The sequence below is a fragment of the uncultured Desulfovibrio sp. genome (assembly GCF_902477725.1).
In the GTDB taxonomy this organism is placed as follows: Bacteria; Desulfobacterota; Desulfovibrionia; order Desulfovibrionales; family Desulfovibrionaceae; genus Desulfovibrio.
Genome location: NZ_CABSIF010000003.1, coordinates 263521 through 286850, shown reverse-complemented (window position 1 = coordinate 286850; position 23330 = coordinate 263521). Strand labels below are relative to the sequence as shown.

The following is a 23330-nucleotide window of genomic DNA, read 5'->3' as shown; positions in this document are numbered from 1 at the left end:
AGGAAAGCTCAAGCACACCCAGAAGGTCTTCAGGACAGTCCACAGGGATCTGATAATCAAGACCCTTGGGATTCTGGGCCCGAGAGGCCGCCTCCTGTTTGATGTCGGACACAAAGCTCGGCCAAGGGCCGCTTTCAAGCTGGTCCAACAAGGGGGTTGCATGTTTCGCCATTGCCATACCTCCACATGGTTTGTTTGTATCACGCGCTCGCGTGACGTGCCGGTCAACTGCGGCGATCCGGTGCGGCAATCCGGGGTACAGGCGCGAAATCGCTGCCCGTGCATGCGGGGATACTCCCCCCAGCACACGCATGAAGGTAAAAACCTGCATGCGCCCGCCCCGTAAAATCGGGACGCCCCAAGGGATCGCGGATAACGGACGTGCAAGGGCCACCGACCGTCAGGCCGCAACGCGGTCAAAACACTGATTAGCCCATTTTCCACTTAATGACAACCGGGGCGGCATGATATACGCAAAAGGCGCAAGAATACCCGGCGATCAAGGCTTTGCGACACAATGCACGTGAGCACAGTATGCCAAAATCATTACTTTAGACGAGAGGCACAGGCATTTTTTTACGTAAAAAAGCAACTTTTTTCTTAAATATTGTACTATTTTTCACAACAATATCGCACAGCCTTGGCAAAGTGCTTTCTTGCGCGTATGATTAAAATGGATTGTGCGGATGCGCCGCACCAACAACGGCCTCACATGGCCCATATCCGCAAGGATTATCATTATAATGAAAGACGAACTTGGACTGTACTATCACCCGCAGGCGGGCAATGCCCTTTCGCGCGTCTACGTGCGCCGCGGGCCTGACGGCGAGGTTGAATTTCGCCTCTGGCGCGCCGACCATCCCGAAGTGTGGGAGCGGCACCCCTGGCTGAGCATGGCTGTGGTGCGCAGTGCCGCGCGCATGTATCAGCAAGAACGCAATGCCGAATCTGACCCCCTGCTGCTGTACGACATCGCCGTGGCCCGCGCCCTGCTCCAGGAGGACGAAGCGTGAACGGACGCTGGCTGCTGGCCAACCGCGATTTTCTTGTGCGCGATCTGGTGCGCGACTATTGCACCGTTTACAGCCTGCTGGTCGACCAGCGCCGCCGCTTTGACGTGGACGGAGCCGTTTCTTACACAGCCTTGCGCGACCTTTTGGGCGAGGCCATGCGCAAGGGCGTTTTCTGGCGGCTCAAGGATACGGCCCACCACCTTTTCCGCAACAGCCCCGGCATAGAGGCCATGGCCCCCGGCGGCATGCCGCCGCTGGAGCTGCCGTTGCCGGAAGAACCCGCCGATGATAACGGCAATGCCGCAGAGATGGCGCAGATCACGGCGTTACGCCGCCATGCGGACAATGTGCTGCCTGGCGGCGCTCATGCCCAGAAGGCATTTGAAACCCTCATTGACTGGTGCATCGGCTACGCCTTTCACGAATGCGCCAAACTGAAGGAAGACGCCTTTCAGGGCCAGCATTACGCCAACCGCCTTATCCAAATTTCGCGCAGGCCTGGGGTTACGGCAGACATGTACAACCCCTTGCGCGGCCTTGGCGGCCAAACCTCTGAAAGCTCCTCGCGCGAACTTTCGCGCATAATGCACGTTCTGGCCCACGGGCTACGGCTCCTCACAAGTTATCTGGCGGTCGAGCGGCACAACGCCCATCTGGCGCGCTGGCTTGCCACAGAAGAAGACTTTGCCCGTCAGGTCTTTGGCCCGGGTTACGAACACCTCCTGGCTTCGCTCTTTGGCAATGACAGGGAGCGCCTCTACCTTCTGGCTGCAAGGGATTTTCTCAATGCTGGCCGCCGCAACCCGGCACTGGCCCTGCTTGCCCGAGCACGCGATCGCGGCAGTCTGGGGCAGGAAGGCCTTGCCCTGCTGCATGAACTGGAATGCACCGCCGCGTCTGAGGCCGACTGCTCCGGTCTGTGCGCCGCCTGCGGCAAAAAGAACACACTCCCCTGCCTGCCCTACCTGAGCAGCCCGGGACGTGGATGTGCATGACGGTCAGACCGCTCCTTGTTTTTCTTGTTGCTCTGCTTTGCGCCGCGCTCTTGAGCGGCTGCGGTTCACGCTCCTGGCGTAAGGGCGGGGTTCCCGGCAGTCGCCCTTATACGGTGCGCGGCAAGACCTACTATCCCCTCAAGTCAGCCAACGGTTTTGTGGAAGAAGGCACGGCCTCATGGTACGGCCCTGGTTTCCACGGCAAAACTACGGCCAATGGCGAGACCTACAATCAGTACGCCATGACGGCAGCCCACAAGCTGCTGCCCCTGGGCACCAAGGTGCGCGTCACCCATATGGGCAACGGGCGCTCCATCATTGTGCGCGTCAACGACCGTGGGCCTTTTGTGGACGACCGCGTCATTGACCTCTCCCGCGCTGCGGCCACCCGCCTGAACATCCTTGGCCCCGGCACGGCGCGGGTGCGCATTCAGAGTATGGGCGGCGTTGAGCGCATGAAAGAAGACGGCGATCTTACCGGTGCTTTTTATGTGCAGGTGGGGGCATTTGCCGACAGGGTGAACGCCGACAACCTCATCAACATCCTTTCCCAGACCGGCAACCGAGGACGCCTCATCTACGGCAGCAACAACATGTGGAATGTGCAGGTGGGGCCGTGGCCCGATTCTTTCGGAGCACAGCAACAACTTGATATTTTCCGCGCCATGTATCCCGGCGCTTTTGTAGTGGGCGACAATTAGAGACAGTGCATATAGGTCAGAGGCGTGAGGATTTACGGGGGAGGGAGCCTCCACCGACTTGAAGAAGTCACCAGCCGCCGGGACTCTCCCGATCTCTGTACCCATTGCTATTTTGACCTTGGACAACAAAAAACCCCGCTTGCGCGGGGTTTCATATTTCTGGAATGCGGTTGGCTGCTACAGGTTGGCTGCGTACCAGTCGCCTGCAAGCCGCAGGCCTTGGCGCACGTCAAACTGGGGGCCGTAGCCCAGCAGGTTTGCTGCACGGCTGATATCGGCAAGGGAGTGCCGCACATCGCCAGCGCGGAAGTCGCGATGCACGCATTCGGCGCTCATGACTTCGGGCTTGTGGCGGGCCACTTCTTCCTTGATGAGGTCAAAAAGCTCATTCAGGGTGGTGCGCTGGCCAAAGGCCACGTTGTAAATCTTATTGGTGGCATCGCCCTGGGCAAAGCTGGCAAGCAGATTGGCCTGCACCACGTTGTCGATATAGCAGAAGTCGCGGCTGGTTTCGCCGTCGCCGTTCACAAAAACGGTTTCCTGCTTGATGAGGCTGGCGAACCACTGGGGAATAACGGCGGCATACGCGCCGTAAGGATCCTGGCGCTGGCCGAACACGTTGAAATACCGCAGGCCAACGCTGGAGAAGCCATAGCAGCGGTTGAACACGTCCGCATACAGTTCGTCCACGTACTTGGTGACAGCATAAGGGGAAAGCGGGCTGCCGATCTTGTCTTCTACCTTGGGCAGTTCGGGCGAATCACCGTAGGTGGAGGAAGACGCGGCGTACACAAAGCTCTTCACGCCCGCATCGCGCGCGGCCACAAGCATGTGCAGATAGCCAGTGATATTGCAGCTGTTGGACAACAGCGGGTCGTCAATGGAACGCGGCACAGAACCAAGGGCCGCTTCGTGCAGAACATGCTGCACGCCCTTGCAGGCGGCGTGGCAGGTGTCGATATCGCGAATGTCGCCTTCGATGAAGGTAAACCGACTCCACGCTTCTGGGCCAACGATGTCTCGCACCATGTCCAGATTTTTCTGGTAGCCGGTAAGAAAGTTGTCCAGACCAACCACGGTCTGCCCAAGTTTCAGCAGATGTTCCAGCAGGTTGGAGCCAATAAAACCCGCAACGCCGGTGATAAGCCAACGCGAAGGCTGGGCAGTCATGGACTTGGTAAGATCGGAATACGCGCTCATTTTTGCGTCCTGTTTTCAGATTTCCGGCCTGCGCCAAGGCATACTCCCGGGCAGCAGAACCATTCCTCTTTTACCCTGTAGCAGCGCGACTGTAAAGCTGCGGCGGCCTGCGCCGCCTATATATGCAAAAGCTTCTCCCCTTTTCATAACACGGTTGTAGTGCTATAGGCTTGCGCATGCGACACAAGCCCGCAGGGCAAGCGCCGAACAAGGGAGAGCGCCGAGCATGAAGATCATTGTTCTGGGTAACCAGACCAAAGCCATGAGCAACTTCTGGAGTGTATTGATCCGGCACATGCGCAAGGCCGGGCACGAGGTAGTTTGCTGCGCCCCGCCAGGCGATGCCGATGCTGAAGCAGCACTGGCCGCTCAGGGCGCGCGCCTGCGCCACTATTCGCTGGACAGGAAGGGGCTGAACCCCCTGAGCGACCTGCGCACCACGCGGGAGTTGTTCAGCCTTTTCAGGGACGAAAAGCCAGACCTGCTTTTCGCCTCCACCATCAAGCCTGTGATCTACGGCTGCATGGCGGCAAGAGCGGCTGGGGTTCCCCACATTTATGCCACCATCACCGGCCTTGGTTATGCCTTTGAGGCTGATTCCTTCTTCAAGAAATGCGTCAACCTTCTGGGCCGCCTGCTATACCGCGTGGCGCTTTCGGGCGCGGAAGGCGTTTTTTTTCAGAATCAGGACGACATACAGGTTTTCCGCCAGTCGGGCATCCTCGGGCGCAATGCACGCGTGCTTACGGCGCGCGGCACCGGAGTGGATACCAAGCGCTTTGCCCCCAGCCCTTTCCCCAACTATTCCGCCGATGGCCGCCTGAGCGGGTCACCCGTTTTTTTGCTGGTGGCGCGGCTGCTTGAAGCCAAGGGCTTGCCGGAATATGCCGAAGCCGCGCGCCTGCTCAAGGCCCGGTACCCTGACGCCCGCTTTCAGGTGCTCGGCCCGCCGGAAAAAGGCCTTGGCAGCGTGAGCATGGAACAGATGGATGCGTGGCAGAAACAGGGCTGCATAGAATACCTTGGTGAAACACGCGATGTGCGCCCCTATGTGGCTGCCGCCCATGTACTTGTGCTGCCTTCGTGGCGCGAGGGAACGCCGACCTCCATTATGGAAGGAATGAGCATGGGCCGCCCCGCAGTGGTCACGGACGCCCCCGGCTGCCGAGAGGTTGTGCGCAACGGCGTCAACGGCTATCTTGTGCCGGTACGCGACCCGCAGGCACTGGCTGGCGCCATGGAATCCTTTATCACCAGCCCTGAAAGCATTGCCCGCATGGGACAGGCCGGGCGCGAACTGGCCCTGAGTGAATTTGACGCAGAAAAAGTGGCCGCGCGCATTCTTGTAGACATGCGCGTGCCCGCCATTGAGGATACCCTATGATAAGCACATACCGCATGGCCATGCTGCAGGTTCTGGATCTGATCTGCATTTTACTGGCTCTCAGCATTTCCGGCTTTCTGACGGTCGAATCCGATCTGAGCATTTTCCACGACTATACGGGCGCTACGCTCTTTACCATCTTCTTTTACATGCTCTTCTTTTACATCCTCGATGCGTACAGCGTGGGCAACGAGGACTTCAAGGAAACCGTGGGGCGGGTGCTGGTAGCCTGCCTGCTTGGCATTGTTTCTTCGGCTACCGCTTCTTATGCCTTTCAGCACTGGCGTTTTGACCGCGAAACCGTGGCCATGCTTTTTGCCCTTTCGCTGGCCTTTTCTCTGGGCTGGCGCTGGATTTACCACCTCAACGCCGAAAGGCTTACCCACCCGCTGCGCATTTTGCTGGTAGGGGTGGACCGCGCGGGCAAGGTGCGCCAGTTGCTCGCAGAAGGCCTGCCCAAGGCCGAGATTCTTGGCTATGTGGGCGAGCGAGATCAGGGGCCGGATGCCGGGCCGTGCCTTGGTGCCCCCTTCATGGCACTGGACATTGCCAAAGAAAAACAGGCGACCATGATCCTTTTGTTGCCCGATGCGCCCATTGACGACGACATTGCCCATGACCTTCTGGAAGCAAAGCTGCGCGGCAGCATGGTGGTGGATATCCGCAGTTTTTACGAGCACGTGGTACAGCGCCTGCCGCTCTCGCAGATCAACGATGAGTGGCTGTTGCAGACCGAAGGTTTTTCGCTGAACACGCGTGGCTCGCTGCGCAGGCTCAAGCGCGCGCTGGACGTGCTGATTTCCCTGCTCCTTCTCATTCCCGCAGCACCCATCATGCTGTTGACGGCCATTGTGGTGCGGTTGGAATCGCCCGGCCCGGTCATTTACAAGCAGGATCGCGTGGGCCTTTTTGAAAAGGAATTCACGGTCTACAAGTTCCGCTCCATGCGCGCCGATGCCGAAAAGAACGGAGCAGTATGGGCCAGCACCCATGATGCGCGCGTGACAAAGTTCGGCAAGTTCATCCGCAAGGTGCGCATAGACGAGCTGCCCCAGATCTGGAATATCCTGAAGGGCGACATGAGCTTCATCGGCCCGCGCCCCGAGCGTATGGCCTTTGTGACCAAGCTCAAAGAAACCATCCCCTACTACAGCCTGCGGCATACGGTTAAGCCGGGCCTCACCGGCTGGGCGCAGGTGTGTTATCCCTACGGCGCGTCAGAAGACGATGCCCGCCGCAAACTGGAATATGACCTGTACTACATCAAGAACATGTCCATTCTGCTGGACATAAATATCGTGTTTAAAACGGTCGGCGTTGTGCTCTTCCCCAAGGGAGCGCGCTAGCCCGAGCCTGAAAGCGCATACCGCTGTAAATGCCAAAGCCCCGCAGGAATAACCTGCGGGGCTTTTTACGGCCTTGAAAAAAGGGGAATTAAGCCATTATCCCAGCAATGCTATCGGCGGAATTTTTCAGATAGGTTGCAAAATCGCTGCCGCTGAGCGCCTGCGAAAAAATATACCCCTGAATTGTACTGCAACCATTTTCCGCCAAGAAATCAAGCTGTTCCCGCGTTTCAACCCCTTCGGCTACTGTTGCCATACCAAGGCCGGAGGCGAGAGTCAGGACGGTTTTGACAAGTTCGTTAGAGGCATTGAGCGGTGCGTTAATGGCGTCAATGAACGACTTGTCGATTTTCAGGCTGGCGATGGGCATGGTGTGCAGGTAATACAGCGATGAGTATCCGGTTCCAAAGTCATCCAGATATATCTGTATTCCCTGCTCGCTCAACGCCGCTATGGCCCTCGAGGCCTCAGCCATATTGGACATAAAGGCCGTTTCAGTGATTTCCATGCCCAGGTGCTCGGGGCGCATGTCTTCCCGGCCCAGCACATCCAGCACATCATCCACAAATGTTTCTGCAATGATGCTGCGCCCGGACATGTTCACAGACATATGGACATTCCCAAGGCCCTGCTCCCGCCATTCCCTCTGTTGCCGGCACGCCTTGCGCAGCACAAACATGTCGAGCCGACGCACAAGCCCGGTTTCTTCAGCCAGGGGGATAAACACAGAGGGAGCAATCCATGTGCCGTCAGCGCGCTTCCAGCGCACCAGAGCTTCACAGCCTGCCACTGCGCCGTTGCCAATATCAATCTTGGGCTGGTAGTGCACCTCAAAAGCGGCACTGTCCATGGCGCGAAAAAGCTCAGTTTCCAGCGCCATGCGGTCATTGGCCGCCACCGTGAGGTCTTCTGTAAAGAACGTATGCGTGTTCTTGCCCTTGGCCTTGGCTCTGTACATGGCAAGGTCGGCGCTTTGCATCAGTGCTTCCACTGTAGTGCCATCGCCGGGATAACAGGCAATACCAATGCTTGCGCTAAGATAGATGGAATATTCGTCCACATAAAAACAGCGGTTCAACGAATGCAACACATTGTTTGCCAGGGCCTCAAGCTGGATCTTCCCCTGCGCCTTGCCCACAACAATGACAAATTCATCGCCGCCAGTCCGGGCCACGCAATCATCCTGCCGGGCCAGATACGTCAGACGCTCCGCAGCCTGCCGCAAGAGCTTGTCGCCCAACGAATGCCCGAAGCTGTCGTTCACCTGCTTGAAGCGGTCAAGATCGATAAGCAGCACGCCAACCATGCCCCCGAATTCATGCACATCTTGCATGGCGGCCATGAGTCGCGTTGCCACCAGAGCCTTGTTGGCAAGCCCTGTGAGCAGGTCATGGTTGGCCCTGTAGGCCAGCTCCCTCTCCATTGCCGAGCGTTCCGAAATATCCAGGAGGGAAATGACTGACAGGCCGCTCTCTGGAACTTTTGCCCGGGTTACCAGCACATTGATGGTTTTTCCCATGCTGCTCCGGATTTCTGCTTCATATTTTTCACTGCTCCGTGTTGCAGAAGAGCCGAACGACAGCGGCGAATGCCCTTCGCCCTTACCCAGAAATCTGCTTATGAAGAGCTTTCCTTCAATTTCGTCCTGCGGCATGCCCACAAGGTTGGAAAATTCCGTATTTGTCAAAAATATCAGCCCTGTACTGCTGATAACCGCCGTTGCCGTGCCAGTGTTCATAAACAGGGTCTTGTACCGCTCTTCTGAGCGTTGCAGTTCCTTACGTGTTGTTTCCAGATCCGTTATATCCACAAACGATTCCAGAAAAATCTCTTCGCCCTTCATCTCAATGGCGCGCACGGATTTGACGATGGTCTTCATGGTGCCGTCTACAGACGTCAGCTGGCCTGCGAGCAACTCGCCCTTGGGATTGCCATTGCTCATGGGACAGAGATCCACCCCGCCGGGGCAGATAAATTCATGACAGGGCCTGCCCACAATTTCATCAGCGGGCAAGCCGATGAACTGTTGCGCAAAAGCATTGATGCTGCGCACTTTCAGGCTGCCCGGTTCAATAGTGATTACGCCAGCCTGAAGAGTATCCAGCGTCTGTTGCAAAAACTTTTCGTTGGATTGCAGGGCGTCGATCATGCTGTTGATCTTCTGGGAGAGGTCAAATATTTCGTCATCACCATGAATATCAATCTTTTTTAGCGGTTCGCTGCTTTTTTCAATATGCTGCGCCTGCCGCTGCATGGAGAGAATGCGCCTGAGTATCTGCTTTTCTGTAAACACCAGGAATGCAATCAGCATACCCATGCCTGTGACGACAATCAGAATAAAATTCTGCAAAAACATGCGTTTGCCAAGCTGAGCAATTTCCCGGCCTGTCACAAGCCGCAGGCAAAAGGCCGCACAATCAAACACATCGCGCATCACTGAGTATGAATTGATGCTGCCGTCTTCACGCACTATTTTGAAGGCGTTCACATCATCCGCAGCCACGGGCAGGCTGTTGAACGCTTCCACCGGCAGCACGGTAAAGCGCAGCAGGGTATCGTGTTCCACACCCTTTATAAAATCCGCATCAATGGCGCGGGTCATAAAAACCACACCGTTGGCGGGCAGCAGCATAGCCGTATCGCGTATTTTCTGAGCCGCAACAATGTGCGGCACAGAGCCAATCATCATGATCCCTGCAAGGCCTTCTTCCGAACTGCCCTCAAGCCTGTTGACCAGTTGCGCGTAAAGACGTTGCGCCTCAGCTGTAAGCCCAGGCTTGCGCCAATCCGCATCCTCTTCAACCATATATACGCTTGCGGCATTTCTGCTGACGTAGGCAATGGACGACAGGTTCTGCTTTGTCAGCATCTGCTGCCGCAGGTTGGTTCGGACAAATTCATCATTATTGTCCTGCATGAACCGGTAGGCGTCATCCCAGCATGCCCAATCCACTGCGATATGGGTTAGCTGTGTTTCCTGCGCATGGATGTGGTTGCGCAACTGCTTCATTTTTTCGGCGGAACTGTTGCTCTCAATGGCATCCACGCCGCGCACCACCACCAGCTCGGACGTGACGTAGGAAATAAGCACGAACAGCCCGACTATGGCGGCGCACACAATAAAGGAAAGCTGCTTTATACGCATAGATCACCTGCCCGGTGTGCGAGCCTGCCAAGGCAGGCCACCTGAGCGACATACGCGGTTGTACGCCAACACCGTTTGGGAAGGGATAAAATGATGCGGCTGAGCTTGCAGGGTGTAGCCCGCCGTTCCGCTGATAGCATTCGCATAGCCTCTCCCGAATTTTTTGGAAAAAGCAGTGAGCAGTGGCGGCTTAGATAAATACTGGTTTCAAGTTACCTTTTTGCGGGGAACATTTCCACCGCTAGTTACACCCCAATTTTGCCTGCTCATAAAAAAAGCCCGCCAATGGCGGGCTAAAACAAGAAATATTCACTGCGCAGGGGATGCACACCACGCAAATTATCAAAGGATGCTCGGTTGCCTCGCTATGAGTTCTTCAAGCACCACAGCATCGGCAGGCAAAAACCCGAGAGCAAAGGCTTCCTGCGGCTCTACCCACCGCAGGTTCTGCCCTTCTTCGCCACAGGGTTCACCCACGAATTCGGTGACATGAAAAAAATACAGCCGCACGCTGAAGCCGCGCTCCACATATTCATGGTCAAGACTTTTCCAGAACACGACCTGGCGCACGCCCACGCCCAGCTCTTCAGCCAGTTCGCGTTTGAGGGCGTCTTCCGGACTTTCTCCGGCTTCGAGCTTGCCGCCGGGAAATTCCCAGTACCCTTCAAGAGGTTTGTCGCTGAGGCGCTGGCTGGCCAGAAACCTCTTGCCCCGCCAGATGATGCCCGCAGCTACTTCTATATGTTGCATGCCGCTCTCCACACCGGGCGCGAAGCCCTGGAGCAGTTTTGGGTGAAAACGTATTTATACTATTGCACCAAGCTGTTACGTCACGCAACGCCTTTGTGGGGGTTGCCGCGAAACCTGTCGGTCAATCCTGCTCCACGTTCCACTTTTCCCGCACAGCCGTCATGCCTTCTTCAAGTGTGGTCATTTCTTCCAGAATGGCTTCGCTACGCTGCTTGCACGATTCAAATGTCTTGAGCAGATCGCTGGAACGGGCGTGGTCGGCGTACACATCCGGGTCGGCCAGTTGGCCTTCCACAAGGGCCTGCTGGTCAAGCACCGAGGCAAGCTCTGTTTCCAGCGCTTCGTAACGGTTTTGCAGGGGCTTCAGTTCCTTGTGCAGAGCATTGCGCCTGTCGGCCTGTTCGCGCTTGATGCGCTTCTGTTCATCGCGCGATAGCGGCTGCGCGACGGACGCGTCCGTCTGCCGGACGCTGTTGCCCGATGCAATGACGGCACTCTGGGGGCTTTCGCCCAAACCGTTCTGACGGGCCCTGCGGTTTTCGTCATACGAGGCAAAGTCGGGAAATACGGTCAGCCCGTTCTCATTGAGTTCCCACGCTTCAGCACCAACCTGCGAGAGCAGCCAGCGGTCATGCGCCACCATGAGCAAGGTGCCGTTAAACTTCTGTAGCGCGCTCACCAGGGCTTCGCGGCTTTCAAGGTCAAGATGGTTGGTGGGTTCGTCCAGCAGCAGGAAATTGCAGCGCTTCAAAAACAGCGTCGCCAGTACAAGGCGGCTTTTTTCGCCGCCCGAAAGGGCGCTCACCTGCCGTTCAAAATAGTCCTGCCCCAGCATGAAGAGCCCGAGAACACTCATCAGCTCTTCTTCCGTGGTGCGCGGATCTGAAAGGCGGCGGATTTCGCCAAGCACCGTGGTATCGCCCCGCAGTGTGTCCATCTGATGCTGGGTGTAGTAGCCCATTCGCATTTGCGATGACGTGACCATATTGCCGCCGCAGCGCTCCAGCGTGCCAGCCAACAGCTTGAGCAGGGTGGACTTGCCGCAGCCGTTATGCCCCACCAGAGCCACCCGCTGCCCACGGAACAGGGTCAGGGTCAGCGGCGGCCACATGGTTTTGCCGTCGCCAAAATGAAATTCCAGATCTGCGACGGACAGAACAATCTTTTCTGAATGCGGAGCTTCGGGCCAGCTGAAATTCAGCTCTTTGCGCTTGGGTTCCGGCCTGTAGTCTTCCAGCTCTTTTTCGAGCTTTTTAGCCATCTTCATCCGGGAGCCCGCCTGACGGGCCTTGGTGGCCTTGGCGCGGAACCGCTCAACAAAGGCCATCTTGCGGTCAAGGTCTTCCTTGAGGGCGCGGGCCTCACGCTCACGCTGGGCGTTGTATTCGTCCTGAAGTGTCAGAAACTGCGTGTAGGTGGCCTTGCGGAACACGGGCTTGGACAGCCCGAGGTAGAGAACGTGCGTGCCAACATTATCCATGAACACACGGTCATGGGCCACAAATACCAGTGCGCCGCTGAAGTCCATAAGGAAGGATTCCAGCCATTCCACAGCTTCTACGTCGAGATGGTTGGTGGGTTCGTCGAGCAGCAGCACATCGGCGCCGGCGGTAAGCACACGGGCCAGCTTGGCGCGCTCGCGCCAGCCGCCGGAGAGTTCGCGCAGGGTTCGGTTCCACTTGTTTTCGGCAAAGCCCAGACCGGAAAGCACGGCCTTGGCCCGATGCTCGGGATTGTAGCCGTAGAGCGCCTCAAGCTCACTCTGACGGTGCATCAGGGAGGTCAGGCGCGACTCGTCCTTGCTGGCGGCGGCTTCTTCCCATTCGGCCCAAAAATCGCTCCAGTCGTGCAGCACGTCCAGCACATAGGCCAGCAGCGGCGTTTCGAGGGATTCCTCTGAAAGCTCCTGTTCCACGAAACCCAGGCGGCAGCCGCGCGGCAGAATTACCCGTCCGCCGTCAGGGCTTTCCACCCCGGCCAGAAGGCGCAGCAAGGTGGATTTGCCCGTACCGTTGGGCCCGCAAACGCACAGCCGCACACCGGGATCCACTTCCAGCGAGAAGTTGCTGAGAATGTCCCGTCCGCCAAATGCCTTGGAAAGTTCCTGTATGGTGATCTTCACAACCAGCCCTCGCGGCGGTAGCCGTCGACGGCTTCGGTCATACCTGCCTCAAGGCTCACGCGCGGCGCAAAGCCCAGTTCGCGGCAGATGCGGCTGTTGTCGCACAGCCACCCGGCCTGACGGGCTTCACGGTATTTGTCCAGATTCCAGGCCGGGGCGCGCCGCAGCCCACGCCCCAAAAGGCGGCGGAACACGGCATCGACAGCCACGGCAAAGGCCGTGGACAGCCCGGCAGTACAAGCCATGACGGGCAAAGGCATGCGCACTGCGCGCACATTGCGGGGCGCGCGGCCAAGCGCCTTGTCCACAGCTGCGCCCATAGTCCGGCAAAAACCGGACATGGTATAGGCCTCGCCGTCACTGAGATGATAAACGCCGCTGGCTTCGGGCCTGCATGCGCACAGCACGGCCTGGGCCATGTCGTCCGCATGCACGGCGCTGACCGGGAACTCGCGTCCAGCGCCGGGGCTCACGGCCACATGGGCGCGCATAACCCCCTGAAATACCGGCAGCAGACCCTTGTCGCCCGAGCCATAAATGATGGGCGGGCGCAGGGTTACGAGGTTTTGCCCAAGAGCGCGCCCAAGCACCTGCTCTGTCAGCATTTTTGACCAGCCGTAGGCGGAAACCGGCGCAGGCGGCGTGGCATCGTCCACACCGGGGGCCGTGCCACAGGGGCCGGTTGCCGCGAGGCTTGAAACAAGCACAAAGCGAAAGTCCGACCCAATGTTTCCCTCTCGGGCAAGGCTGGTTATTGCACTGGCCATGCTGCGCGCGGCAAGGGCATTGGCCCGCAGATAATCCTGCCAGCCAAGACCAAAAAGCAGGGCCGCCATGTGGATGACCACATCCTTGCCATGCAGGGCTTCTGCAAGCCCCTGACCCGTGCTTAGATCGGCCTGGACTGTTTCCACACCCGCTGGCAGATGCCCGGTACGCGAGACAGCTCGCGTGAGGCAGGTGACCTGCGCTCCGGCTTCCAGCAGTTGCGGCAGCAGATGCCGTCCCACAAAACCAGTGCCGCCCGTAAGCAGCACTTTTTTACCCGCCAGATGCGGTGTATATACGGCGCTTTCAGTCATGGTCACGACTGAATCTCCCTGCGGTAGAGGCGGTAACGCTTGGTAAGCTCGCCCGAGAAATCTTCGAGCAGATCGTTGACGGGCGCATTGTCTTCCAGCACCCAGGAACCCTCAACCCACTGAAAATGCGGGTGCTGACGCGCCTTTTCCAGCATGAAGTCGAGCAGCAGCAAGGGCAGGCCCATGAGGCGGAATTCTTCACGAATACCAAAAAGAATGATGCGGTAGCCGCCGCGAATTTCTGCGCGGGACTGCCACCAGTGCCACAATGCCGAAATGCCCAGCTTGCCGTTGAGCCGCCGCAAGAGCGGGGCCATATCCGGCAGGGCCACCATGCCTGCGGCTGGTTCATTATTGTGGAAGAACAGCACAAAAAATTCCGGATCAAGAACACTTTTGAGTTCCTTGACGTGCTGCTCCGCCTCGCCGTCAGAAAGGGGAGAAAAACCCCAGTTCTTGGCCCATGAAACTTTGTACAGCTCCAGCATGGCGCGGATATCTTCCGCCAGTGTGGCCTTGCTGGACGTGCGGCAGGTAAAGCGCGCCTCGGCCTTGAGGCGCGTCACTTCCTCACTGAGCCATTCCGGCGGCGTAAGGCGCGAGCGCTCAATCTGGTAGGCGAAAAGATCCTGCTCCTTGCGCAGATGCCACGTTTCGAGCAGTTCTGCGTAATATGGCGGGTTCCAGGGCATCATGATGGTGGGCGCAAGGTCAAAGCCGTGCACCAGCAGGCCGCAGGTATAGTTGGCCGAGGGATTCAGCGGCCCGCGCATAAAGCGCATGCCCTGCGCGGCCAGCCAGCCGTACGCCGCATCCAGCAGGGCGTGGGCCGCCTCGGGATCATTGGCGCTTTCAAAAAAGCCGAAGGCTCCACACTTTTCATTGGCATAGGCATTGTACTTTTCATCCACAATGGCGGCTATGCGGCCAATGGCGCGGCCATCGCGCATCACAAGAAAGAGTTCGCGCCGGGCGCTTTCCCAAAAGGGATGTTCACCGGGCGTGAGCAGTTCACGATCCTGACTTTTAAGGCCAGGAGTCCACAGGGAGCCACGTTCGTACAGGCTCCACGGCAAATCCATAAACTGGTCAAACTCCTGCTTGGAGCGGGCGGGGATAACGGTAAGCGACATAGTTAGTCCAAATCCAGGCTGCCACAATAAGCGCCCAGGTCTTCAATGCCCAGCTTTTCACACAGGGCGGGGAGTTCCTCTGCCAAGGCAAAGGCGCAGTCGGGCCGCATGAAGTTGCCCGTGCCAACCTGCACGGCACGCGCACCCACCAGCAAAAATTCCAGCGCGTCCTCGGCGGTGACAATACCGCCAATACCGATAACGGGGATGTTCACGGCGCGGGCCACCTGCCACACGCAGCGCAGGGCAACGGGCTTGATGGCAGGGCCGGAAAGACCGCCCACCACGTTGGCCAGCGAGGGTTTGCGGCTGTTCAGATCAACAGACATGCCGAGCAGCGTGTTGATGCACGAGATACTGTCCGCGCCCGCGTCTTCAACGCTGCGGGCCATAAGGGCGATATCCGTCACGTTGGGCGAAAGCTTGACCATAACGTGCTTGCCCGGCGCGGCGCGGCGCACGGCAGCCGTAACCTGGGCAGCAAGCGCCGGATCCTGTCCAAACAGCACGCCGCCTTCCTTGACGTTGGGGCAGGAGACGTTCACCTCAAGGGCGGCAACGCCCTCCTCCGCATTGAGACGGGCGGCAAGTTCGGCGAATTCCTCCACCGAACCGGCGTAAATATTGGCGATAACGGCTGTTTCCTGCCAGGGCAGGCGGGGCAGTTTGTCTTTGCAGAAAACCTCGACTCCGTCATTTTGCAGACCCACGGCATTGAGCATGCCCGCAGTGGTTTCCACAATGCGCGGCGTGGGGTTGCCCTGACGCGGCAACAGGGAAAGGCCCTTGGCCACCAGACCGCCAAGCGAGGCAAGATCGCCGTAAGAGGCAAACTCCAGCCCATAGCCGAAGGTGCCTGAAGCCGTGAGCACAGGGTTCTTAAGGGTCAGATCGTGCGTCTGCCCCTTGAGTGTGACGGAAAGATCCATGCCGCTTTCTCCAGATTGCCGGCATCCGGCATTTTGTGCGTGGCTTCGCCTGGCAAGACAGGCCCGCGCGTACCCACGCGCGACCGCCAGTTCGCCGGTGCGGCGCGCCATGGCCGTAAGGGATGCCGCATGCGGGCGTTAACGTCGTTTCAGGAATCAAGGAAGCGCAGGCAAAACCTACAGCTCTATCTGATCCGACCAGAATACCGGGCCGTGGTTGCACACCTGCACCAGCCCTTCGCGCTTTTCTTCAACCGGCCAGGTTTCTGTGGTTTTGGTCACGCAACCAAGGCATGCACCCACGCCGCAGGCCATGCGGTTTTCAAGCGAAACCTGGCAGCGAACGCCAAGTTCGGCGGCAAACTTCTGCACGGTGCGCATAAAAGGCGTAGGCCCGCAGGCAAGCACAAGACCCTTCTGCTCGGCGTATTCGCTCATGCGCTCCTGAATGGTAAAAATAAAGTCGTCCAGATCGCCGGATTCCGCTTCGCGCAAACTGTCCAGCGGCACGTGCTCGTTGATGCTGTCCACAGGATAACAGCTGATGTGCTCGCGGTGTCCAAACAGCATGGACACATTCCACGGCTTCGGATGCTCGCTCACGTAACCCACAAAGGGCACTATGCCCATGCCGCCTGCCAGCAGCAGGGTCGGAGTATCCGGCTCAACGGCAAACCCGTTGCCCAGCGGCCCCCACACACGCACCTTGTCGCCAGGGCGCAACTCGGACATGCGCCGCGTGCCTTTACCGCGCACCTGGAAAAAGCAGATCATATGCCGGGAGGTCATATGGCAGATGCCAAGGGGACGCGCCCAAGGGATATCCAGCCCGAAATTTCGGGGGCGGATCATGACAAACTGCCCAGGCCGCCACCGAGTCCACTCGGGGCGGGAGAGGCGCAACGCAAAAAAGCGGCTTTCGTTGCCGGTCTGCCCAAAAGGCACAAGATCGAGAACATCAAGCTCGCAAGAAGATGTTTGTGACATGTCTATAATTATAGTCCTAGTTAGGTTCTAGGTCAACTGACCACGCTACTCCAAGCCTCTTTGCTAATGTATACAAGAAATGTATCAATTGTCCATTCTCCCGGCCCGCCTGCCCACCATGATCTGCCTCGTTCAACCCCGTCAAATTTAACCTTTTCAGTCAGCCCCGCGCTGGGTATAGTGCCCGCAGGAGAATTTTTATGAGTGACATCTTCGCTTCCCGCCGTGAAAACCTCCGGCGCGCCATGCGTTTGCGCGGGCTTGACGCCATGCTCATCAGCCAGGCTGCCAACAGGTTTTATCTTTCCGGTTTTGAGCTGCATGATCCACAGTTTAACGAAAGCGCAGGCAGGCTTGTCATCACGTCTGATGGGCACGACTGGCTGGCAACAGACGGTCGCTATCTGGACGCAGCCTCACGCATCTGGGATCGCGAACGCATCTTTATATACGGCGGCAGCGCAGCGCGCGAACTGCACAAATTGCTCAGGCGCTGCGGCAGCCGCATCGGCATTGAGGCCAACGGCGTCAGCCTCGCCTTTGCCCGCGAGCTGACTGGCGCTGGCTCCGGCCTGTATTGCGAAGCGGCTGACGGCATGGTCGAGCGCCTGCGCCGCATCAAAGAACCCTGCGAAATCGCCGCGCTGGAAAAATCTTTTGCGCTCAACCACAAGCTGATGAAATGGGTTGAGGGCCAGCTGGAACCGGGTCGCACCGAGGCCCACATAAGCTGGCTCATCGAACGCTTTTTTCGCGAAAACGGCGCATCGGAGCTTGCCTTTGCCAACATTGTGGCCGTGGGCAAAAACGCCGCCCTGCCCCATGCCATCCCCGGCCAGGATGCCGTTACAGACAACTGCCCGGTTCTGGTCGACGTGGGTTGCCGCGTTGAGAACTACTGCTCTGACCAGACGCGCACCTTCTGGGTGGGCACTGCGCCCACTGACGAGTTTCGCCGTGCGCTCGACCTTACCCGGCAGGCGCAAACAGCGGCCATCGAAGGCATGCGCCCCGGTATGCCTTTGCGCACGGCCTATGCGTTGGCGCACGACGTTTTTGCCAAGGCTGGCGTCGCCAATGCCTTTACGCACGGCCTTGGGCATGGCGTGGGCCTTGAAACCCACGAAGCGCCCAGCCTTTCGCCCCGCGCTGAGGGTGTTCTGGAACATGGCATGGTTGTGACCGTCGAGCCGGGGCTCTACTACCCCAACTGGGGCGGCATTCGCTGGGAATACACGGTGCTGGTCGAAGAAGACGGCGTCAGGATCCTTTAAGGGGGCGGCATGAGCATTCTCTTTCTGGTGGGTGCGCGGGCTTCGGGCAAAACCACCATCGGCAAGGCGCTTGCCAGAAGCCTCGGCCTGCCCTTTGCCGACACCGATCAGCATTTGTTGCACCGGGCGGGCCTTACCGTAGAGCAGATTGTGGCCGCAGAGGGTTGGCCCGGCTTCCGCAGCCGGGAAAGTCAGGCCTTGCAGGAAGTGGCGGACGCGTACCCCGCTGGCTGTGTTGTCTCCACCGGGGGCGGCATGGTGCTGGCGGAAGAGAATCGCCTTCTCATGCGGCAACGCGGCATGGTTATTTTTCTTGATGCGCCTTTGCAGACCCTTGCCGAAAGACTGAGCCGCAACCCTGTCAACAGTCAGCGCCCTTCGCTGACTGGCAAGGGGCTCATTGAAGAAATCAGTCAGATTTTGGACGAGCGGCGGCATCTTTATGAACAGGCAGCCCACCACATAGTTGACGCAGCGCAGCCCATGCCTGTTGTCTGCCGACACATAGAACAACTCTGGCAGGAACGGAAACCGCAAGGTCACGCCAAGTCATGACCGCACATTTCCCCCTGCCTTCATTGCTTGCCTTCCATGGCTGCTACTAATCACATTTCATCTCAGTTGCCCGCCCCCCTTGTATCTGTGGTGCTGCCCGCGTGGAATGCGGCCCACACGCTGGGCGCAACCCTGCAAAGCCTGCTCGGACAGCGCCCCGCCCCTGGCGCGCCCTTGCCCGAATTTGAAGTTATTGTTGCTGACGACGGCTCAACCGACGACACCTGCGAGCTTCTGGAATACTGGGCAAACCCCGCCCGTTGCGGCCACAGATTGCGGGCACTGCACCTTCCCCACGGCGGCATCGTGGCGGCGCTTAACGCAGGCCTTGCTGTAGCGCGCGGCACGTTTGTAGCGCGCATGGATGCGGATGACACGGCGCATCCCTTGCGCATTGCCAAGCAGACGGCGCATCTTTTTAACAATTCGCAGATCAGCGTGTCCGCAACCTGTGTGGCCTTTGGCGGGGATCGCGCCACAGCACACGGCTTTGCCCACTTTGTGGACTGGCAGAACAGCCTGCTCACACATGCCCAGATCAGCCGCGCACGCTTTCGGGATACGCCTGTGTGTCATCCGTCGGTCATGTTTCGCCGGGAATGCGTGGACAAATGGGGCGCGTACCGTGACGGCGACTTTGCCGAAGACTGGGAAATATGGCTGCGCTGGCTGCACCACGGGGCGATAATGGAAAAGCTGCCGCACGAAATGCTGGTGTGGAATGACGCTCCCACCCGCGCCACCCGGGCAGACAGCAGATACGCGCGCGCCGCCTGTGACAGGCTGCGGGCACTGTGGCTGGCCCGCTGGCTTGAGGAACACAATCCCTTCCATCCCCATGTCTGGGTAATCGGCGGCGGGCGTGTTGCCAGACAACGGCTGGCCCCCTTGTGGACGCTGGGGCCAAGGCCTGCTGCCTACATTGATATTGACCCCAAAAAGATCGGCAACAGCGTAAACAGTGTTCCTGTTCTTGGACGTAGTGCCCTGCCCAAGCCAGGGCACTGCCGTATTCTCAACGCCCTTACGGCACACGGCGCGGCGGAAGAGGCTGGCCAGTGGCTCGCGCAGGCAGGGTATGGGCAGCAGGACTGGCTCCTGGTTTGATATACCCTTTTTTAATAATGCAGACCTGTTAAATCTGGTTTAGCATTGGTTTGTGTCTTTCTGCGCAAGCGCTTTTCACTCAGTAGTGCACGCTGCCCACTGCAATACTGCAACTACGGTACACTTTATTACACAATTCTCTGCTTCATGCGCTGCCACAACCTGCCGAGCACTTTATTTGTTTGTTTAAACAGCCAATATTGACGCACAGACAGCACTAGGATGATGCAGTAGACCAAAACAATCGTCATAAAGACTGTTTTACACTCCCCGCAGCCTTGAGCACAAAGCTTGTGAAAAAAAAATTGCGGAGTTTGCGAAATTTGTCACCAATACCCTTTGACATAACAGGGCTGAGCAGATATCTTGCAAGGGCTTTATGTATTTTCAACTCCTTCAATCCGCAATTCACATGGAGGATGCGGCATGCTGGACCTAAACGTCACTCTTCTTTTTCAGCTGGCGAACTTCTTTATCGCCATTTATGTGCTTAACATCCTCCTGATTCGCCCCATCCGCGAAATCATCAAAAAGCGCAACGGCGTCATGGATGACATGGCCGAGGAAGCCGGCTCCTTCGAGTACCAGGCTGGCGAACGGCTCACCAACTATGAGGCCGAACTGGCCCGCGCCCGTCAGGACGCAGGCAGCAACCGTGAGGCTGGCCGCGCCGCAGGTGTGGCCGAACAGCAGAAGCTGGTGGGCGAAGCTCAGCAAAGCGCCCGCGATATTCTGGCTGAAACCCGCGCCTCGCTGCAGGCACAGGCTGCGGAAACCCTTGCTGCGTTGCGCAAGCAGGTGGGTGAATTTTCCACCCGTCTGGCCGACCGCCTCATCAAGGGCTAGCAAGCGGCGCTGACACAGGCCTTTGCGGGCCGTTCCGCAACGCTCGCGTTGCGGCTTCATTGGGAACTGTTTTCGAATCGGTATTATCGAACAGAGGGGGTGGGCTTTGAGCAGATGGAAACACGCGGGGTTTATCCTGCCGCTCGTTATTGCCTTTGCCGCGCTGGTGGTCATTCCTGCGGGAGCCATGGCTTCTGAAGGGCATGCAGCGCCGCGTTGGGGCGACTTCGGCTGGCGCGTGCTCAACTTCGTAATTTTTGCCGGCATCCTCTGGTACTTCGTTGGCGGGCTGGCCAAGCGTTTCTTTAAGAACCGCCGCGAAGGCATCAAGAATGCGCTGGACGATCTTGACGAACGTCGCAAGACGGCCAAGGAGCAGCTGGCCTCGGTAGAGACCCGCATTGCCAACCTTAATGCTGAACGCGAGGCCATCCTGGCCGAGAGCCGCCAGCAGGCCGAAGCCCTCAAGCAGGGCATTGTGGAAGAGGCTCACCGCCAGGCCGCTCAGATTGTGGAGCAGGCGCGCCTTACGGCGGAAAATGAAGGCCGCGCGATCTTTGCAGAAGTGCGCGCCTCCATTGCCGATGAGATCGTGAACGCCGCCGAGAAAGCTCTGAGCTCCAAGCTCAATGCGGCCGAACACGACAAGCTTATCGCCAACTCCCTTAACAAGGTGGTGCTCCATTGATTAACACCGTGGTTGCACGCAGGTATGCCAACGCAATTTTTGCGCTTGGCAAAAAGGATGGGGATGCAGCCCTGAGCTCGCGTGGCGATTGCCTGGCGTCTCTTGGTGAAATGCTTGCCGCCGCGCCTGGGCTTGACCTTACCCTGAAAAGCCCTGTTATCGGCGTAAGCGAAAAGAAGGCAGTTCTCGACAAACTGCTGACCAAGCTCAAGGCTGACGAAACCATGCGTAATTTCTGCTTTCTGCTTGCAGATAAAGAAAGGCTTGCCTTTCTAAGCGAAATTGCGGCGTGGTACGGCAAACTGCTGGACGAGGCCAAGGGTATCATCCGCGGCCAATGCATAACCGCAGTACAACTTTCCGCAGACAAAAAGTCTAAGCTCAAGGATACCTTGCAACAGAAAGCGGGCACCGATATTGAGCTGACCTTTGCCGTGGACAAAGACATACTAGGGGGTATGGTGCTCAAAATGGGTGACCGGGTGCTGGACGCAAGTCTGCGCGCGCAGTTGGGAATCCTTCGGGAGACATTCAAGAGGGGTGAATAGCACATGCAGATCAAAGCGGAAGAGATAAGCAAGATCATTGAGGATCAAATCCAAAACTACGAGCAGCGCGTCGAAATGAGCGAAACTGGCACCGTACTCTACGTCGGTGACGGTATCGCCCGTGTCTACGGGGTCAAGAACGCGATGTCCATGGAACTGCTGGAATTCCCCGGCGGCATCATGGGCATGGTGCTCAACCTTGAAGAAGACAACGTCGGCGTGGCCCTGCTCGGTTCGGACGTGGGCATCAAGGAAGGCGACCCGGTCAAGCGTACCGGCAAGATCTTCTCCGTGCCTGTGGGCGACGGCGTTATGGGTCGTGTGCTCAACCCCCTGGGTGAGCCCATCGACGGCCTTGGCCCCATCGAAGCCACGGAAGTGCGCCCGGTGGAAATCAAGGCCCCCGGCATCATCGCGCGTAAGAGCGTGCATGAGCCCATGCCTACCGGCCTTAAGGCCATTGACGCCATGACGCCCATTGGCCGCGGACAGCGCGAACTTATCATTGGCGACCGCCAAACCGGTAAGACCGCCGTTTGCCTTGACGCCATTCTGGCGCAGAAAGAAACGGACATCCACTGCTTCTACGTGGCCATTGGCCAGAAGAAGTCGTCCGTGGCTCTGGTGGCCGACACCTTGCGCCGTCATGGCGCGATGGAATACACCACCATCATTTCAGCCACGGCGTCCGATCCCGCGCCCTTGCAGTACATTGCGGCATACACCGGCTGCGCAATGGCCGAGTTCTACCGCAACAACGGCAAGCACGCCCTCATCATTTACGATGACCTTTCCAAGCAGGCCGTGGCTTATCGCCAGATGTCGCTGCTGCTCCGTCGCCCCCCGGGACGTGAAGCTTTCCCCGGCGACGTGTTCTACCTCCACTCGCGTTTGCTTGAACGCGCCGCGAAGGTGAACGACAGTCTTGGTGCCGGTTCTTTGACGGCTCTGCCCATCATTGAAACCCAGGCGGGCGACGTTTCCGCGTACATCCCCACCAACGTGATTTCCATCACCGACGGTCAGGTGTACCTGGAACCCAACCTCTTCAACGCCGGTGTGCGTCCGGCCATTAACGTGGGCCTTTCGGTTTCCCGCGTGGGTGGCGCAGCGCAGATCAAGGCCATGAAGCAGGTCGCCGGTACCATGCGTCTTGACCTTGCCCAGTATCGCGAACTTGCGGCTTTTGCCCAGTTCGGCTCTGACCTGGACAAGGGCACCAAGGCCAAGCTTGATCGTGGTGCACGTCTGGTGGAACTGCTCAAGCAGCCCCAGTACAAGCCCATGCCCTCGCATGAGCAGGTCGCCTCCATCTACGCCGCTACCCGTGGTCACATGGATGACGTGCCGGTGGATCAGATCCGCAAGTTTGAAGACGACATGCTCACCTTTATGCGTGATACGCGTAAAGACGTGCTTGACGCCATTAAGGATAAGAAAGTCATTGACGAGGCTGTGGAAAAAGCGCTCACCGAGGCCATTACCGCCTTCAAGCAGGGCTGGAAGGCCTAGGGGCCCCCTCCAT

General features: G+C 58.3%; 20 protein-coding genes and 1 pseudogene. 12 read left to right on the top strand and 9 right to left on the bottom strand.

Features of this window, described 5'->3' with window-relative positions; genetic code table 11:
* Positions 1–172: pseudogene (locus RDK48_RS04060) on the bottom strand (sulfite reductase, dissimilatory-type subunit alpha); the annotation flags it as partial.
* 571 nt (positions 173–743) lie between these two features.
* Here RDK48_RS04060 and RDK48_RS04055 point away from each other — a divergent pair.
* The 3 genes from RDK48_RS04055 to RDK48_RS04045 are packed head-to-tail and all read left to right on the top strand — an operon-like array spanning position 744 to position 2709.
* Entirely contained in the window at positions 744–1013 is a 270-nt protein-coding gene (locus RDK48_RS04055; protein WP_022658936.1) for a hypothetical protein, read from the top strand.
* Positions 1010–2008 carry a hypothetical protein gene (locus RDK48_RS04050; protein ID WP_298997562.1) on the top strand — a complete coding sequence of 333 codons (999 nt, stop codon included), beginning with the start codon at positions 1010–1012 and terminating at the stop codon, positions 2006–2008. Before RDK48_RS04055 ends, RDK48_RS04050 begins: the two co-directional genes overlap by 4 nt.
* On the top strand, positions 1999–2709 hold the full coding sequence (locus RDK48_RS04045) for a septal ring lytic transglycosylase RlpA family protein (RefSeq protein WP_374042247.1): 711 nt from the start codon (positions 1999–2001) through the stop codon (positions 2707–2709). Before RDK48_RS04050 ends, RDK48_RS04045 begins: the two co-directional genes overlap by 10 nt.
* A 177-nt stretch (positions 2710–2886) precedes the next feature.
* Here the strand turns inward: RDK48_RS04045 and RDK48_RS04040 are convergent, their stop codons facing one another.
* Positions 2887–3909 carry an NAD-dependent epimerase/dehydratase family protein gene (locus RDK48_RS04040; protein WP_298997564.1) on the bottom strand — a complete coding sequence of 341 codons (1023 nt, stop codon included), beginning with the start codon at positions 3907–3909 and terminating at the stop codon, positions 2887–2889.
* A 226-nt stretch (positions 3910–4135) separates the two neighbouring features.
* Here RDK48_RS04040 and RDK48_RS04035 point away from each other — a divergent pair, with 226 nt between their 5' ends.
* The gene (locus RDK48_RS04035) at positions 4136–5293 is read left to right on the top strand and encodes a glycosyltransferase family 4 protein (RefSeq protein WP_298997565.1); all 1158 of its coding nucleotides are present in this window, start codon (positions 4136–4138) and stop codon (positions 5291–5293) included.
* Positions 5290–6639 (top strand): sugar transferase, encoded by a 1350-nt coding sequence (locus RDK48_RS04030; RefSeq protein WP_298997566.1) that lies wholly within the window; start codon positions 5290–5292, stop codon positions 6637–6639. Before RDK48_RS04035 ends, RDK48_RS04030 begins: the two co-directional genes overlap by 4 nt.
* Before the next feature lie 88 nt (positions 6640–6727).
* Here the strand turns inward: RDK48_RS04030 and RDK48_RS04025 are convergent, their stop codons facing one another.
* The 7 genes from RDK48_RS04025 to RDK48_RS03995 form a co-directional block, all read right to left on the bottom strand.
* Positions 6728–9784 carry an EAL domain-containing protein gene (locus tag RDK48_RS04025; RefSeq protein WP_298997568.1) on the bottom strand — a complete coding sequence of 1019 codons (3057 nt, stop codon included), beginning with the start codon at positions 9782–9784 and terminating at the stop codon, positions 6728–6730.
* Between the two features lie 342 nt (positions 9785–10126).
* The gene (locus tag RDK48_RS04020) at positions 10127–10534 is read right to left on the bottom strand and encodes a (deoxy)nucleoside triphosphate pyrophosphohydrolase (protein WP_192113060.1); all 408 of its coding nucleotides are present in this window, start codon (positions 10532–10534) and stop codon (positions 10127–10129) included.
* A 121-nt stretch (positions 10535–10655) separates the two neighbouring features.
* Entirely contained in the window at positions 10656–12656 is a 2001-nt protein-coding gene (locus tag RDK48_RS04015; protein ID WP_298997571.1) for an ATP-binding cassette domain-containing protein, read from the bottom strand.
* Positions 12653–13738: an NAD(P)-dependent oxidoreductase gene (locus RDK48_RS04010; protein WP_298997991.1), complete on the bottom strand. Its 1086-nt coding sequence runs from the start codon at positions 13736–13738 to the stop codon at positions 12653–12655. The genes RDK48_RS04015 and RDK48_RS04010 overlap by 4 nt, the downstream gene beginning before the upstream one ends.
* A 2-nt stretch (positions 13739–13740) precedes the next feature.
* A complete protein-coding gene (locus RDK48_RS04005; protein ID WP_298997573.1) occupies positions 13741–14871 on the bottom strand; it encodes a hypothetical protein in 1131 nt (376 codons plus the stop codon).
* A 2-nt stretch (positions 14872–14873) separates the two neighbouring features.
* Positions 14874–15800 (bottom strand): dihydroorotate dehydrogenase, encoded by a 927-nt coding sequence (locus tag RDK48_RS04000; protein WP_298997575.1) that lies wholly within the window; start codon positions 15798–15800, stop codon positions 14874–14876.
* Between the two features lie 177 nt (positions 15801–15977).
* Positions 15978–16787 carry a dihydroorotate dehydrogenase electron transfer subunit gene (locus RDK48_RS03995; RefSeq protein ID WP_298997577.1) on the bottom strand — a complete coding sequence of 270 codons (810 nt, stop codon included), beginning with the start codon at positions 16785–16787 and terminating at the stop codon, positions 15978–15980.
* A 200-nt stretch (positions 16788–16987) separates the two neighbouring features.
* On the opposite strand from RDK48_RS03995, the gene RDK48_RS03990 reads away from it, so the two are divergent.
* The 7 genes from RDK48_RS03990 to atpA all read left to right on the top strand — a co-directional run bounded on the left by RDK48_RS03990 (position 16988) and on the right by atpA (position 23317).
* Entirely contained in the window at positions 16988–18061 is a 1074-nt protein-coding gene (locus RDK48_RS03990) for a Xaa-Pro peptidase family protein (RefSeq protein WP_298997579.1), read from the top strand.
* A 9-nt stretch (positions 18062–18070) separates the two neighbouring features.
* A complete protein-coding gene (gene aroL, locus RDK48_RS03985; protein WP_298997581.1) occupies positions 18071–18616 on the top strand; it encodes a shikimate kinase AroL in 546 nt (181 codons plus the stop codon).
* A gap of 36 nt (positions 18617–18652) precedes the next feature.
* Entirely contained in the window at positions 18653–19723 is a 1071-nt protein-coding gene (locus RDK48_RS03980; protein WP_298997583.1) for a glycosyltransferase, read from the top strand.
* Positions 19724–20149: 426 nt separating this feature from the next.
* Positions 20150–20569 (top strand): ATP synthase F0 subunit B, encoded by a 420-nt coding sequence (locus RDK48_RS03975; RefSeq protein WP_192113068.1) that lies wholly within the window; start codon positions 20150–20152, stop codon positions 20567–20569.
* A 106-nt stretch (positions 20570–20675) separates the two neighbouring features.
* Positions 20676–21257 (top strand): ATP synthase F0 subunit B, encoded by a 582-nt coding sequence (locus RDK48_RS03970; RefSeq protein WP_192113069.1) that lies wholly within the window; start codon positions 20676–20678, stop codon positions 21255–21257.
* Positions 21254–21805 carry an ATP synthase F1 subunit delta gene (gene atpH / locus RDK48_RS03965; RefSeq protein ID WP_192113070.1) on the top strand — a complete coding sequence of 184 codons (552 nt, stop codon included), beginning with the start codon at positions 21254–21256 and terminating at the stop codon, positions 21803–21805. The genes RDK48_RS03970 and atpH overlap by 4 nt, the downstream gene beginning before the upstream one ends.
* 3 nt (positions 21806–21808) lie before the next feature.
* Complete coding sequence (gene atpA, locus RDK48_RS03960) at positions 21809–23317, top strand: F0F1 ATP synthase subunit alpha (RefSeq protein ID WP_298997587.1); 1509 nt, start codon at positions 21809–21811, stop codon at positions 23315–23317.
* Positions 23318–23330 lie beyond the last annotated feature (13 nt).

Bases quoted from the DNA above. Each gene is read 5' to 3' on its own strand.
- RDK48_RS04020 (WP_192113060.1), bottom strand. From the start codon at position 10,534: ATGCAACATATAGAAGTAGCTGCGGGCATCATCTGGCGGGGCAAGAGG.
- RDK48_RS04005 (WP_298997573.1), bottom strand. From the start codon at position 14,871: ATGTCGCTTACCGTTATCCCCGCCCGCTCCAAGCAGGAGTTTGACCAG.
- RDK48_RS04030 (WP_298997566.1), top strand. From the start codon at position 5,290: ATGATAAGCACATACCGCATGGCCATGCTGCAGGTTCTGGATCTGATC.
- RDK48_RS03975 (WP_192113068.1), top strand. From the start codon at position 20,150: ATGCTGGACCTAAACGTCACTCTTCTTTTTCAGCTGGCGAACTTCTTT.
- RDK48_RS04055 (WP_022658936.1), top strand. From the start codon at position 744: ATGAAAGACGAACTTGGACTGTACTATCACCCGCAGGCGGGCAATGCC.
- RDK48_RS03990 (WP_298997579.1), top strand. From the start codon at position 16,988: ATGAGTGACATCTTCGCTTCCCGCCGTGAAAACCTCCGGCGCGCCATG.
- RDK48_RS04000 (WP_298997575.1), bottom strand. From the start codon at position 15,800: ATGGATCTTTCCGTCACACTCAAGGGGCAGACGCACGATCTGACCCTT.
- aroL (WP_298997581.1), top strand. From the start codon at position 18,071: ATGAGCATTCTCTTTCTGGTGGGTGCGCGGGCTTCGGGCAAAACCACC.
- RDK48_RS04010 (WP_298997991.1), bottom strand. From the start codon at position 13,738: ATGACTGAAAGCGCCGTATATACACCGCATCTGGCGGGTAAAAAAGTG.
- atpA (WP_298997587.1), top strand. From the start codon at position 21,809: ATGCAGATCAAAGCGGAAGAGATAAGCAAGATCATTGAGGATCAAATC.
- RDK48_RS04045 (WP_374042247.1), top strand. From the start codon at position 1,999: ATGTGCATGACGGTCAGACCGCTCCTTGTTTTTCTTGTTGCTCTGCTT.
- RDK48_RS03980 (WP_298997583.1), top strand. From the start codon at position 18,653: ATGGCTGCTACTAATCACATTTCATCTCAGTTGCCCGCCCCCCTTGTA.
- RDK48_RS04035 (WP_298997565.1), top strand. From the start codon at position 4,136: ATGAAGATCATTGTTCTGGGTAACCAGACCAAAGCCATGAGCAACTTC.
- RDK48_RS04040 (WP_298997564.1), bottom strand. From the start codon at position 3,909: ATGAGCGCGTATTCCGATCTTACCAAGTCCATGACTGCCCAGCCTTCG.
- RDK48_RS03995 (WP_298997577.1), bottom strand. From the start codon at position 16,787: ATGTCACAAACATCTTCTTGCGAGCTTGATGTTCTCGATCTTGTGCCT.
- RDK48_RS04025 (WP_298997568.1), bottom strand. From the start codon at position 9,784: ATGCGTATAAAGCAGCTTTCCTTTATTGTGTGCGCCGCCATAGTCGGG.